This is a genomic window from Azospirillum sp. P4_B5 (assembly GCF_056402275.1).
Genome location: NZ_JBFUHT010000010.1, coordinates 1 through 12,363 on the forward strand (window position 1 = coordinate 1; position 12,363 = coordinate 12,363).

Below are 12,363 nucleotides of genomic sequence, written 5' to 3' on the forward strand. Positions count from 1 at the left end.
CGCCGATGGTACTGCGTCTTAAGACGTGGGAGAGTAGGTCGCCGCCAGGTCACCACGGCACACGCCAAACCATCCAAGGACGTGGACGGAGCAGGGCTCAAACACACTTGACAATCGGCTTCATGAACGGCAAGGCCGGCGCTTTCCCCTGTGGGAGGCGCCGGCTTTTCGTCGTGTTTGGGGTGTCGCTGCGGGCCCCCTCCCTGACCCTCCCCCGCTGCGCAGGGGAGGGGATCAAAGAGGGAAACCAGGGGCCGGGTGTCTTGTTCGTGGCCGTGGCGCCCCCACCTACCCATCGACAGCGACGATGCGGGAGGACGAGGAATGCACATGGGCCGAACCGCCGCCCTGATGACCGCCACCACCCTTGCGGCTTGCCTGAGCGTCACGGACGCGAGCGCCGTGGACAAGGTGTTCAAAACCGAAAAGGCGATGGTGTCGGTGAAAACCGTCGCCAGCGGCCTCAGCCATCCCTGGGGACTGGCCTTTCTGCCCGACGGGCGGATGCTGGTGACCGAGAAGGACGGCCGGTTGCGCATCGTGGCGCCGGACGGCACGGTGTCCGCCCCGGTGAAGGGCGTGCCGAAGGTCGACGACCGCGGGCAGGGCGGTCTGCTCGACGTGGCGCTGGATCCGGACTTCGCGCAGAACCGCTTCGTCTATCTCAGCTTTTCCGAGCCTGGGACGGAGGACGGCACCAACTCCACCGCGGTGGCGCGCGGTGCGCTGAACGCCGACGAGACCGCCCTGACCGACGTCCGGGTGATCTTCTCGCAGAAGCCCAAGGTGGAAAGCCGGATGCATTACGGGTCCCGGCTGGTCTTCGACCGGCAGGGCCATCTGTACGTGACGCTGGGCGAACGCTCGCTGGAACAGTTCCGGACACAGGCGCAGGATCTCGACTCGCATCTGGGCAAGTTGGTGCGGATCAACCGCGATGGCTCCGTGCCTGCGGACAATCCCTTCGTGAACCGCTCCGGCGCGCTGCCGGAAATCTGGTCCTACGGTCACCGCAACATCCAGGGCGCGACGCTGAACCCGCAGACCGGCGCGCTGTGGATCAACGAGCACGGCCCGCGCGGCGGCGATGAGGTCAATGTCCCCGAACCGGGGAAGAATTATGGCTGGCCGGTGGTCTCCTACGGCGTGAACTACAACGGGACGCCGATCGGGACGGGCAAGTCGAGCGCGCCCGGGATGGAGGAGCCGGTGTACCAGTGGACTCCCGTCATCGGCTCCTCCGGCATGACCTTCTACACGGCCGACACGCTGCCGGGCTGGAAGGGCAGCCTGTTCAACGGCGGATTGGCGACCAAGGAGGTCGTGCGGCTCGAACTCGACGGCAACAAGGTCAAGCACGAGGAGCGCATGTTCCGCGATCTGGGCAAGCGCATCCGGCAGGTCAGCCAGGGACCGGACGGCGCGCTCTATCTGCTGACCGACGAGAATCGGGGCGAGATCCTGCGGGTGACTCCGGCAGGCAAACCGTAAGCGTCGGTTCAGCGGCCCCGGCTGCGCTTAGGCGGCTTCGTCAGACGTTCGGCGGCCATCAGATCGCTGCGGCTTACGCCGATGTCCTTCAGCAATCGGTCGTCAAGGCGGTCGGGGGTGGCGGCCCGTTGCTTCCGGCGCTCCTTCAAGCTGCGGCAGGCTCCCAGCAGCGCGGCGGTGAGCGACCTTGGCAGGGTTGCGCCGAAGGCGCGGACGGCGGTCAGGGTCGGCATGGGCGATTCCTCCGTTCGGGCGGGGACTGCCGCCCCGCGTTGCCGGTCCTGTCTAACGGGCTTCGGCCGGTGGGGAAGTGGCCCCCTTCACACCGGCCCCGCGCTTTCCGGACTTCCGATGGAACGGCAGGGGCGCTACACAGGCGCCCATGCCAGCCATCATTCCCCCCTCCATCATCCCCATCGACGACCCGGACGACCCGCGGATCGCCGCTTACCGCGACGTGAAGGAGCGTGACCTCGTGGGACGGGAGGGGCGGTTCATCGCCGAGGGGGCGGTGGTATTGCGGACGCTGCTGACCGCTTCGCGCCACGAGACCCTGTCGCTGCTGATCGCGGAGAAGCGGATCGCCGGGCTGGCGCCGATGCTGGAGGCGTTGCCCGCCGCGGTGCCGGTCTACAGCGCCCGGCAGGAGGTGCTGGACGCCATCGCCGGCTTCCCCCTGCACCGCGGCATCCTGGGCTTGGGGCGGGCGGCACCGATGCCGGAGCCGGACTCGCTGCTGTCCGGGTTGGGGTCGCGGGCGACCGTGCTGGTGCTCTGCGGGATCGGCAACCACGACAATGTGGGCGGTATCTTCCGCAACGCGGCGGCCTTCGGGGTGGACGCGGTCCTGCTCGATTCCGGCTGCTGCGACCCGCTCTACCGCAAGGCGATCCGCGTCTCGGTCGGGGCGGTGCTGCGGGTGCCGTTCTTGCGGATTCCGGCGGGGACCGATCCGGTCGCGCTGCTGGAGCGGCACGGATTCGCGGCGATCTCACTGAGCCCGGCGGGAGCGGTCACTCTGGCCGGTCTGCGCCGTCCGGCGCGCGCGGCGCTGCTGCTGGGGTCGGAGGGGCCGGGCCTGCCGGCGTCCGTCCTGGCGCGGACGCGGACGGTGCGCATCCCCATGGCGCCGGATTTCGATTCCCTGAACGTCGCCACGACCAGCGGGATCGTCCTGCACCACCTCGCCTTCATGGCGGAGCCGGACTCAGGGATCGGCTGAGCCGTCGATCCGGCGTAGGCCGGGCGGGGTGGCGTCGCGCAGGCTCCGGGCGAGCGCGCGGAAACCCGCGGCGCGCGGGTCGCTGGACCGCCAGACCAGCCCGATGACCCGGCCCGGCGGGTCGCCCTGGAAGGCGCGGTAGGCGACCAAGCCGCCCACCGTCGCCGCCTCCCCATCCCCCGTGGCCAGCCGCGGCATCAGCGTGTAGCCGGTGCCGCTGGCGACCATGTGGCGCAGCGTCTCCAGCCCGGTGGCGTGTCGCATGCCGCGGGTGGTGGCGCCGCAGGCGGCCAGCGCCTGATCGCGCAGGCAATGCCCCTCCTCCAGCAGCACCAGTTCGCCGGGGTCGAGGTCGGCCAGGGCGATGGAGGGCAGGCTTTCCAACCGGTGGCCGGTGGGGTGGGCCAGCACGAAGGGCTCGAAGAACAGGGCGTCGCAGGTCAGCCCCTCCGCCTCGACAGGCAGGGCGAGAAGGACCGCGTCGAGCCGCCCCTCGCGCAATTCCTCCAGCAGGCCGTCGGTGCGGCCCTCGGACAGCACGAGCTGGACGTCGGGCAGGTGCCGGCGCATCGCGGGCAGGACGTGGGGGAACAGGTACGGCCCCAGCGTCTGGATCGCCGCGATGGAGAGCGGACCGTGCAGGGCTCCCGCCGTCCCACGGGCCAGCGCCAGCAGGCGGCGCGCCTCCTCCAGGACGACGCGGGCCTGGCGGATCACCACCTCCCCTTGCGGGGTGGGCAGCACGCGGCGGCTCGTCCGCTCGAACAGGGGAATGCCGAGAAGGTCTTCGAGTTTGCGGATTTGCGCGCTCAGCGACGGCTGGCTGACCGAGCAGCGCTCCGCCGCCTTGCCGAAATGCCGCTGCTCGTCCACCGCCACCACATATTCCAGATCGCGAAGGGACAGGCCGGCGAGATTCATAGGTTATGGCTATCGAAGCATGTGAGACGATGTCTTGGATATATCAACGCGGCGGCGGGATAACCAGAGGGCAAAGCGGACGCGCCCATCATAAGAAACGCCAGAAGGAGTTGAGTCATGAGCACCCTGACCACCGCTGCCGGCATCCCCGTCGCCGACAACCAGAATTCGCTGACCGCCGGCCCGCGCGGTCCGGTGCTGATGCAGGATTTCCACCTGATCGAGAAGCTGGCCCACTTCAACCGCGAACGCATTCCGGAGCGGGTGGTCCACGCCAAGGGGGCCGGCGCCTATGGCGTCTTCCGGGTGACCCGGGACGTGACGCCATACACCGCGGCCAAGTTCCTGTCGGCGGTGGGCAAGGAGACGGAGGTGTTCCTGCGCTTCTCCACCGTCGGCGGCGAGAAGGGCTCCGCCGACGCCGAGCGCGACCCGCGCGGCTTCGCCGTCAAGTTCTATACCGAGGACGGCAACTACGATCTGGTCGGCAACAACACGCCGGTCTTCTTCGTCCGCGACCCGCTGAAGTTCCCGGACTTCATCCACACGCAGAAGCGCAACCCGGCGACCAACCTGAAGGACCCGACCGCGGTCTGGGACTTCTTCTCGCTGTCGCCGGAGACGATGCACCAGCTGACGATCCTGTTCAGCGACCGCGGCACGCCGCGCGGCTATCGTCACATGGACGGCTTCTCCAGTCACACCTTCTCGTGGATCAACGCGGCGGGCGAGCGCTTCTGGGTCAAGGTTCACTTCAAGACCCGCCAGGGCATCCAGAACTTCACGGCGGAGCAGGCCGTCCGCATGGCCGGCGTCGATCCCGACCACGCCACCCGCGACCTGTTCGCCGCCATCCGCGACGGCGATTTCCCGGCCTGGACCGTCTCAGTGCAGATCATGCCGGAGGTGGCGGCCGACGCCTACCACATCAACCCGTTCGACGTGACCAAGGTGTGGCCGCACGCCGATTACCCGCTGGTCGAGATCGGCGAGCTGGTGCTGAACCGCAACCCGGAGAACTTCTTCGCCGAGGTCGAACAGGCCGCCTTCAGCCCGGCCAACGTCGTCCCCGGCATCGGTTTCAGCCCGGACAAGATGCTGCAGGGCCGGCTGTTCGCCTACGCCGACGCGCACCGCTACCGGTTGGGCGCCAACCATCAGGCGCTGCCGGTCAACCGCCCGCACGCCGCGGAGGTCCGCAACCACCAGCGTGACGGGGCCATGCGCTTCGACGGCAACGGCGGCGGCAGCCCGAACTACGAGCCGAACAGCTTCGGCGGGCCGGTGCAGAACCGCGCGGTGACCGAACCGCCGCTGCGCATCTCCGGCGACGCCGCCCGCTACGACCATCGCGAGGGCAACGACGACTACGCCCAGGCCGGCGCGCTGTTCCGCCTGATCGGGGCGGAGGCGCAGGAGCGGCTGATGGACACCATCGCCAACTCGCTGGGGGAGGCGCCGGGCTTCATCCAGCGGCGCCAGTTGAGGCACTTCTTCGCGGCGGACCCCGCCTATGGCGCGGGCATCGCGAAGCGGCTGGGGGTGACGGCGGCCGCGGCGACCGAAGAGGCGGCCGTGGCCGGCTGAGCCCAACGCCCGAACACTTGGCACCGCCGGACGCACCCCCTCGCGTCCGACGGCTCCTTTTTATGGGACGGGTCAGTCCATGGAAGCGCCCTGCCGGTTCGCCCAGCCCTCGGCGATCCGCGGCAGGTTGAACTCGATCCAGTCGGCGAGGAGGCGCACCTTCTCGGCGGCCTCCCGCCCCAGCGGCGTCAGGCTGTAGTCCACATGCGGCGGCACCACGTCGTGGGCGGTGCGCTTGACCAGCCCGTCGCCCTCCAGCCATTGCAGCGTCTGGGCCAGCATCCGTTCGCTGACCCCGCCGATGGTGCGGCGGAGTTCGCTGAAGCGCAGCGTTCCGCTTTCCAGGGCGATCAGAACCAGGACGCCCCAGCGGCTGGTGACGTGCTTCAGCACCTCCCGCGAGGGGCAGGCCGCGGCCATCAGGTCGCCGCGCTGCATCCGCTCCGACAGCGGCAGCGGAATGTAGTCATCGTCCGGTTCCGGCATCGTCGCTCTCCCGATGGAAAAAATCTGCACACTTACATTTATGTACGTACTTACGAAAAGTAAGCAAGTGGTTTAGGTAGGTGGGCACCACCCAACCGCAAACGGGACACCCGACCATGACCATCGCCGTTACCGGTGCCACCGGCCAGCTTGGCCGCCTCGTCATCGCCCGCCTGAAGGAGACGGTTCCGGCCTCCGGCATCGTCGCCTTGGTGCGCTCCCCCGCCAAGGCCGTCGACCTGGGGGTCGAGGCCCGCGAGGCCGACTACGGCAACCCCGACGCGCTCGCCCGCGCGCTTGCCGGCGTCGACACGCTGCTGCTGATCTCGTCGAACGAGATCGGGCAGCGGGCGGCGCAGCACCGCAACGTCGTCAACGCCGCGAAGGCGGCGGGCGTCGGGCGGATCGTCTACACCAGCCTGCTCCACGCCGACCGCTCGCCGCTGAGCCTCGCCGGGGAGCACCGGGAGACGGAGGAGGAACTGAAGGCGTCGGGCATCCCCTTCACGATCCTGCGCAACGGCTGGTACACCGAGAACCACACCGGTTCGGTCGGCGCGGCGCTGGCCGGGGGCGCCTTCATCGGCAGCGCCGGCGACGGGCGGATTTCCTCCGCTACGCGCGCCGATTACGCCGACGCGGCGGTGGCGGTGCTGACCGGCACCGGCCATGACGGCAAGACCTACGAGTTGGCCGGGGACGAGGCGGTGACGCTGGCCGACCTTGCCGCGGAAATCTCCCGCCAGTCCGGCAAGGACATCCCCTACCGGAACCTGCCGGAGGCGGACTACGCCGCCATTCTCGCCGGCTTCGGCCTTCCCGAGGCCTTCGCGAAGGGCATCGCCTCCTGGGATGCCGATGCGTCGAAGGGCGCGCTGTTCGACGACGGGCGTCAGCTGTCGGCGCTGATCGGGCGTCCGACCACGCCGCTGTCCGCCGCCGTGGCCGCCGCCTTGCCCCGATAAAGGCAGGCCGGCAAAGAAAAAGCCCCCCTCGCCATGCACAGGCGAGAGGGGCTTTTTCTGAGAGGCTACGGTCCGACGACGCTTACTGCGAGGCCGCCGCGATCTCCCGCGCGCGGCGGGAGACCGACGCCGCGTAGTGGTCCTTCGCCAGCACGGTGTAGACCGCCGGCAGGACGAACAGCGTGAACAGCGTGCCGATCAACATGCCCGACACGATCACCAGACCGATGGAGAAGCGGCTGGCCGCGCCGGCGCCGGCAGCGGTCAGCAGCGGCAGGAGGCCCACCACCATCGCCGCCGTGGTCATCAGGATCGGGCGCAGGCGGACGCGGGCCGCGTGCTCGATGGCGGTGCGGCGGTCCACCCGCTCGTTGATCTGCATCTCGCGGGCGAACTCCACCATCAGGATGCCGTGCTTGCTGATCAGGCCGATCAGCGTCACCAGACCCACCTGCGTGTAGATGTTCATGGTGGACAGGCCGAAGAACAGCGGCAGCAGCGCCCCGCAGATCGACATCGGCACCGAGATCAGGATCACCAGCGGGTCGCGCAGCGATTCGAACTGCGCCGCCAGCACCAGATAGATGACCACCAGCGCGAAGACGAAGGTGACCATAAGCTGGCTGCCCTCCGTCACGTACTGGCGCGACTCCGACAGGTAGGAGTGGCCGAAGCCGGCGGGCAGGATCTCGCGGGCCTGCCGCTCCAGGAACTCCACGGCCTGGCCCATCGTCACGCCCGGCATCGGCACCGCGGAGAAGGTCGCGGAGGGAAGCTGGTTGTACTTGGTCAGGGCGTTCGGCTCCGTCGCCATCTCGATCGAGACGACGGTGGACAGCGGGATCTGCGCGCCGTTGCCCGCCGTGACGTAGTAGCGGGTCAGCGTCTCCGGCGTCAGGCGCTTGTCGCGCGGCACCTGCGGGATGACCTCGTAGGAGCGGCCGTTCAGGTTGAAGCGGTTGACGTAGTTGCCGCCGACCAGGACCGCCAGCGTGTCGCCGATCGACTGCATGGACAGGCCGAGGTCCGCCGCCTTCGACCGGTCGACGTGCAGCCGGACGACCGGGCTGTTGAACTGCAGGTCGCTGTCGGTGACGATGAACATGCCGCTTTCCATGGCGGCGGCCTTGATGCGCTCCATGGCGTTGAAGATGGTCTGGTAGTCGCCGGGGCTGTTGATGACCATCTGCACCGGCAGACCGCCGGTGGAGCCGGGCAGGGCCGGCGGCGACACCAGGAAGACCTGCGTGCCGCTGACGTTGTTCAGCTCGGCCTGGACCAGCGGCTGCAGTTCCTTGGCGCTGCGGGTGCGCTCGTCCCACGGCTTCAGGATCATGCCGGCGAAGCCCTGGGTCAGGGTCGGCAGGCCGTTCAGCACGAAGCGCGTGTCGGTCTCCGGATAGTGGGTGAACACCTCGTCCATCTCGCGGCCGTAGGCGTCCATGTAGTCGAGGTTGGCGTACTGCGGCCCCTTGGTGATGCCAAACAGGATGCCCTGGTCCTCCTCCGGCGCCAGCTCCGACATGGTGTTGGCGAAGAGGAAGCCGACGCTGAGCAGAACGCCGAAGCCGAACAGCAGGGTCGCCGCCCGGTAGTCCAGCGCGCCGGCCAGCCGCCGCCCATACCAGCCGGATAGCCTCTCGAAGGTGCGGTCGACGAAGCGGGCGAAGCGGCCCTCGTTCATGTCGCGGGTCAGCAGGAGGGAGCACATCATCGGCGACAGCGTCAGCGCCACCACGCCGGAAATGATGACCGCCCCCGCCAGCGTGAAGGCGAACTCGCGGAACAACGCGCCGGTCAGCCCGCCGAGGAAGCCGATGGGGGCGTAGACCGCGGCCAGCGTGATGGTCATCGAGATGATCGGCCCGATGATCTCCCGCGCGCCGATCAGCGCGGATTCGACGGGCGACTTTCCCTCCTCCAGGTGGCGGTGGACGTTCTCCACCACCACGATGGCGTCGTCCACCACGAGGCCGATGGCCAGCACCATGGCGAGCAGCGTCAGCAGGTTCAGGCTGAAGCCCATCGCCAGCATGATCGTCGCCGCACCCACGATGGACAGCGGGATGGTCACGATGGGGATCAGCACCGAGCGGAAGGAGCCCAGGAACAGGAAGATCACCACGATGACGATGCCGACCGCCTCCAGCAGCGTCTTCTGCACCTCGTCGATGGAGGCCTGGATGAAGCGGGTGGAGTCGTAGACGATCTCCATCTTCAGCGACGGCGGCAGGTTGCGCTCCAGTTCCGGCACCAGCTTGCGGATGTCCTCCACGATGGTCAGCGGGTTGCCGGTCGGCGTGGAGTTGACGCCGATGAAGATCGCCTGCTGGCCGTTCATCGACACGCTGGCGTTGGAGCTTTGCGCGCCCAGCTCGATCTGGGCAATGTCCTTCATGCGGACCAGCGCGCCGTCCTTGGACTTCACCACCATCTGCCGGAACTGCTCGACGTCGGTCAGGCCGGTGTTGGTGGTGATGTTGGAGACGACGAAGACGCCCTTCGTCTGCCCGGGGGCGGACTGGTAGTTGTTGGCCTGGATCGCCGCCCGCACGTCGGCGGCGGCGATGTTGCGCGCGGCCATCCGCTCCGGGTCGAGCCAGACGCGCATGGCGAAGGTCTGCCCGCCCAGGATCTGCGCCTCGGCGACGCCGGACACGGTGGACAGCAGCGGCTGCACCACGCGCGTCAGATAGTCGGAGATGGCCGCGCCGGACAGCTCCGGGCTGGCGAAGCCCATGTAGAGGATGGAGGTCGTCTCGCCCGTGGACTTCAGAATCACGGGGTCGTTGGCCTCGCGCGGAAGCTGGTATTTGACCTGCTGCACCTTCGACATCACGTCGGTCATCGCGACGTTGGGGTTGAAGTTCAGCCGGATGTAGGCGGTGACGAGGCTCACCCCCTGGGTGGAGGAGGAGGTGATGTAGTCGATGCCTTCCGCCGTCGCCACCGCCTGCTCGATGGGCGTCGTGATGAAGCCCTGCATCAGGTCGGGGGAGGCGCCGGCGTAGGAGGTGGTGATGGTGATGACGGTGTTCTGCAACTCCGGATACTGCCGGATCGGCAGATCCGTCAGCGAGCGGACGCCGACCAGCAGGATCAGCAGGCTGACCACCAGCGCCAGGACCGGCCGTCGGATGAAGATGTCGGTGAATGACATGGCCGGGTCCTCAGTTGCGCGGAACGGTCTGCGGCGGCACCAGCGCGCTCGCTTCCGTCGGCACCACGGCGGCGCCGTTGTTCAGCTTGAGCTGGCCGGAGGAGACCAGCCGGTCGCCGGGCTTCACCCCGTCGAGGATCTCCACCTTGCCGTCGAAGCGGTCGCCGGTCTTCACCGGAACGCGATTGGCGACATGGCCGTCCTTGCCCTCGGCGTCCTTCTGGGCCGCGACGACGAAGACGCTGTCGCCATAGACCGTGTAGTCCACCGCGGTTTCCGGAACGACGATGCGGTTGTGGGCCGGCGGCTGGACGACGCGGATGTTGGCGAACATGCCGGGCAGCAGCTTGCGCTCCGGGTTCTGCAGCGTGGCGCGCACCTTGATGGCGCGGGTGTCCGGGCTGACCTGCGGCTCGATGGTCGAGATCGCCGCGTCGAAGTTGGCGCCGGGGGCGGCGTCAGCGGAGATCAGCACCGGCTGGCCGATGCGGATCTGGCTCAGCGCCTGCTCGGGCAGGGTGAAGTCGACGAACAGGTTGGTCAGGTCGGTCAGCGTGACGACGGGGCCGCCGGCGCTGACATACTCGCCGACATTCACCTGCCGGATGCCCAGCTCGCCGTCGAAGGGGGCGCGGATCAGCTTCTGGGCGATCAGCGCCTCGGTCTTCTTGATGTTGGCGTTGGCCTCGTCGAGCTGGGCCTGGTTCTGGTCCACGGTGACCTGCGGGCCGGCCTGGTTGCGCAGCAGGTTGCGGGCGCGCTGCAGGTTGTTCTCGGCCAGCTTCGCCTGGGCGCGGTAGGCCAGCAGGTCGGCCTGGTCCGGAGCGTCGTTGAGCTGCACCAGCGGTGCGCCGGCCTTCACGCGGGCGCCCGATTCGAAGAAGATCTGGGTCACGCGCCCGACCACCTCCGGCGCCACGGTGACCTGCCGGCTGGCGGTCAGGGTGCCGATGGCGGTGGTGTATTTGGGAACGGACTGCGCCGTCGCCTCGGCGACCGAGACGGGGGTCGGCGGCGGCTTGTTGCCGGCGAAGAAGTCGGCAATGGCCTTGTTCCGGAAATTGTTGAAGGCGTACAGGCCGCCGAACAGCACGGCCAGGATGACGGCCATGATGATGATCCGGAACGCCAGCCGCCCGCGGGTGACCGGACGGCGTGCGGTGGTCCGCTCTGGCGCGTGAGCGGAATGGTCGATGTCACTCGTCACGATCAGCCTCTCTCGAACAGGTCGATTCTGGTTCTGTTGATTGGGTGCAATGCAATGATGGCGTGTAAAGAGCCACCGCTTCTTCCCTCAGGCCGAGGCCGCGCAGGATGAAGGCGACCGCGTCGCGAACGGTGCGCCGCGGCTCGGCCAAGGAGGGGACGAGCGGCGTCGGCGGCAGGTGAATGGTGGCCAGGGTGGAGCCCAGCATCTCCGCCAGCCAGAAGGCGTTTTCCGACACCGGGGCCGAGGGGATGAGGTCCCCCGCGTCTCGGGCGGCGCGCAGCGAGGCCACGAAGGGCGGAGCGATGTGTTCCGACATCCAGCGGCGCACCATGTGGGCGAACTCCCCGTCCTCCAGCAGGCTCATGAAGTAGAGCCGGTAGCGGGGGAGCATGATGTCGCGGTCGCTGGGCAGTTCGCTGACGTAGCAGCTCACCATCGCCTGGACGTAGGCGGCGAGCGTCTCCGTGCTCGGCGGCATCGCCAGGAGCTTCGCGAGATCCTCGTCCCCATCCACGCAGGAGCGGAAGATCGCCTCGTACAGGGCGGCCTTGCTGGGGAAATGCTTGAAGATCAACGCCTCCGACACGCCGGCGGCCTGCGCGATCTCCTTCGTCGTGGTGGCGGCGAATCCCTTGCGCGCGAACAGCGGCAGGGCCGCGTCGATGATCGCTGCGCGCCGGGCCGAGTTGTCCAGCCGTCCCATGATTAACCCTATTCCATAAGTGAGCACTAACTCACCTTGCTGGGCCGGAGATATCACGGCGCGGTCAGGCTGTCCAGAGCGGGCTCCCTACAACCACTGGCGTCAGCGCGAATTTGCGCTTGACCTTCCCGCCGCTGGAAGGTGGAGACTGTGAGCCGTGATGCCGATGCAGGAACGGGAAACAGCGATGGCGCGGGGTGGGTGCACCCTTGGCGGGATGATGTCGATCAGGCGGCTGCTGACGGGGCTGCTGATGCTGGCCGCGCTGGTGCTGTTCGCTCCGTCCCCCGCGCAGGCGCATGTCCATTCCGGCGCCCATTCTCAAGGCCATGCCGCATCCTCGGCGCCAACGCCGGCCGCGAGCGTTTGGGTGGGCGATGCCGACCACACGCCACCGGCGGACGACGCCTGCGCGGGCAGGAACGGGCTGTCCTGCGGCGGCGCCTGTCCGATGATGCTGTCGGGTATCGCCACCACGGCGGCCTTTCCGACGCCGCCGCTCCGTGCCGCCGCGCCCTTCGGGCCCGCCGGGTTGCTACCGGAGGGAATCGGCCCGCCACCGGTCCTCAGACCACCGCGCATGGCCGTTTGACCGGACTCCATGCCCGAGTTGCGCCT

At 68.5% G+C, this 12,363-nt stretch carries 11 protein-coding genes; 5 read left to right on the top strand and 6 right to left on the bottom strand.

Annotated elements, in window-relative coordinates:
- The first annotated feature begins 324 nt into the window (after positions 1-324).
- Positions 325-1,491 carry a PQQ-dependent sugar dehydrogenase gene (locus tag AC1DVI_RS10080; RefSeq protein WP_476957849.1) on the top strand — a complete coding sequence of 389 codons (1,167 nt, stop codon included), beginning with the start codon at positions 325-327 and terminating at the stop codon, positions 1,489-1,491.
- An 8-nt stretch (positions 1,492-1,499) separates the two neighbouring features.
- Here the strand turns inward: AC1DVI_RS10080 and AC1DVI_RS10085 are convergent, their stop codons facing one another.
- A complete protein-coding gene (locus AC1DVI_RS10085; RefSeq protein WP_476957850.1) occupies positions 1,500-1,724 on the bottom strand; it encodes a DUF1127 domain-containing protein in 225 nt (74 codons plus the stop codon).
- A gap of 149 nt (positions 1,725-1,873) precedes the next feature.
- On the opposite strand from AC1DVI_RS10085, the gene AC1DVI_RS10090 reads away from it, so the two are divergent.
- Complete coding sequence (locus AC1DVI_RS10090; protein WP_476957851.1) at positions 1,874-2,713, top strand: TrmH family RNA methyltransferase; 840 nt, start codon at positions 1,874-1,876, stop codon at positions 2,711-2,713.
- On the opposite strand, the gene AC1DVI_RS10095 is transcribed toward AC1DVI_RS10090, so the two are convergent.
- The gene (locus tag AC1DVI_RS10095; RefSeq protein WP_476957852.1) at positions 2,699-3,634 is read right to left on the bottom strand and encodes a LysR substrate-binding domain-containing protein; all 936 of its coding nucleotides are present in this window, start codon (positions 3,632-3,634) and stop codon (positions 2,699-2,701) included. The two genes, AC1DVI_RS10090 and AC1DVI_RS10095, sit on opposite strands and share 15 nt — an antisense overlap.
- A 117-nt stretch (positions 3,635-3,751) precedes the next feature.
- Here AC1DVI_RS10095 and AC1DVI_RS10100 point away from each other — a divergent pair, with 117 nt between their 5' ends.
- Positions 3,752-5,221, top strand: coding sequence for a catalase (locus tag AC1DVI_RS10100; RefSeq protein WP_476957853.1), 1,470 nt, complete (start codon positions 3,752-3,754; stop codon positions 5,219-5,221).
- Between the two features lie 72 nt (positions 5,222-5,293).
- Here AC1DVI_RS10100 and AC1DVI_RS10105 read toward each other — a convergent pair whose 3' ends face one another.
- Positions 5,294-5,707, bottom strand: a complete 414-nt coding sequence (locus AC1DVI_RS10105; protein WP_476957854.1) for a winged helix-turn-helix transcriptional regulator — start codon at positions 5,705-5,707, stop codon at positions 5,294-5,296.
- Between the two features lie 116 nt (positions 5,708-5,823).
- Between AC1DVI_RS10105 and AC1DVI_RS10110 the strand changes: the two genes are divergently transcribed.
- Complete coding sequence (locus AC1DVI_RS10110; protein ID WP_476957855.1) at positions 5,824-6,672, top strand: SDR family oxidoreductase; 849 nt, start codon at positions 5,824-5,826, stop codon at positions 6,670-6,672.
- An 82-nt stretch (positions 6,673-6,754) separates the two neighbouring features.
- On the opposite strand, the gene AC1DVI_RS10115 is transcribed toward AC1DVI_RS10110, so the two are convergent.
- The 3 genes from AC1DVI_RS10115 to AC1DVI_RS10125 are packed head-to-tail and all read right to left on the bottom strand — an operon-like array spanning position 6,755 to position 11,745.
- Positions 6,755-9,832 (bottom strand): MexW/MexI family multidrug efflux RND transporter permease subunit, encoded by a 3,078-nt coding sequence (locus AC1DVI_RS10115; RefSeq protein WP_476957856.1) that lies wholly within the window; start codon positions 9,830-9,832, stop codon positions 6,755-6,757.
- A gap of 10 nt (positions 9,833-9,842) precedes the next feature.
- Positions 9,843-11,039 (bottom strand): efflux RND transporter periplasmic adaptor subunit, encoded by a 1,197-nt coding sequence (locus AC1DVI_RS10120; protein WP_149168263.1) that lies wholly within the window; start codon positions 11,037-11,039, stop codon positions 9,843-9,845.
- Positions 11,029-11,745 carry a TetR/AcrR family transcriptional regulator gene (locus AC1DVI_RS10125; protein ID WP_476957857.1) on the bottom strand — a complete coding sequence of 239 codons (717 nt, stop codon included), beginning with the start codon at positions 11,743-11,745 and terminating at the stop codon, positions 11,029-11,031. Before AC1DVI_RS10125 ends, AC1DVI_RS10120 begins: the two co-directional genes overlap by 11 nt.
- 160 nt (positions 11,746-11,905) lie before the next feature.
- Here AC1DVI_RS10125 and AC1DVI_RS10130 point away from each other — a divergent pair, with 160 nt between their 5' ends.
- On the top strand, positions 11,906-12,337 hold the full coding sequence (locus AC1DVI_RS10130; RefSeq protein WP_476958005.1) for a hypothetical protein: 432 nt from the start codon (positions 11,906-11,908) through the stop codon (positions 12,335-12,337).
- Positions 12,338-12,363 lie beyond the last annotated feature (26 nt).

Excerpts from the sequence above, each read along its gene's own strand:
- AC1DVI_RS10105 (WP_476957854.1), bottom strand. The coding sequence starts at position 5,707 with ATGCCGGAACCGGACGATGACTACATTCCGCTGCCGCTGTCGGAGCGG.
- AC1DVI_RS10130 (WP_476958005.1), top strand. The coding sequence starts at position 11,906 with ATGCCGATGCAGGAACGGGAAACAGCGATGGCGCGGGGTGGGTGCACC.
- AC1DVI_RS10125 (WP_476957857.1), bottom strand. The coding sequence starts at position 11,745 with ATGGGACGGCTGGACAACTCGGCCCGGCGCGCAGCGATCATCGACGCG.
- AC1DVI_RS10110 (WP_476957855.1), top strand. The coding sequence starts at position 5,824 with ATGACCATCGCCGTTACCGGTGCCACCGGCCAGCTTGGCCGCCTCGTC.
- AC1DVI_RS10080 (WP_476957849.1), top strand. The coding sequence starts at position 325 with ATGCACATGGGCCGAACCGCCGCCCTGATGACCGCCACCACCCTTGCG.
- AC1DVI_RS10090 (WP_476957851.1), top strand. The coding sequence starts at position 1,874 with ATGCCAGCCATCATTCCCCCCTCCATCATCCCCATCGACGACCCGGAC.
- AC1DVI_RS10085 (WP_476957850.1), bottom strand. The coding sequence starts at position 1,724 with ATGCCGACCCTGACCGCCGTCCGCGCCTTCGGCGCAACCCTGCCAAGG.
- AC1DVI_RS10095 (WP_476957852.1), bottom strand. The coding sequence starts at position 3,634 with ATGAATCTCGCCGGCCTGTCCCTTCGCGATCTGGAATATGTGGTGGCG.
- AC1DVI_RS10115 (WP_476957856.1), bottom strand. The coding sequence starts at position 9,832 with ATGTCATTCACCGACATCTTCATCCGACGGCCGGTCCTGGCGCTGGTG.
- AC1DVI_RS10100 (WP_476957853.1), top strand. The coding sequence starts at position 3,752 with ATGAGCACCCTGACCACCGCTGCCGGCATCCCCGTCGCCGACAACCAG.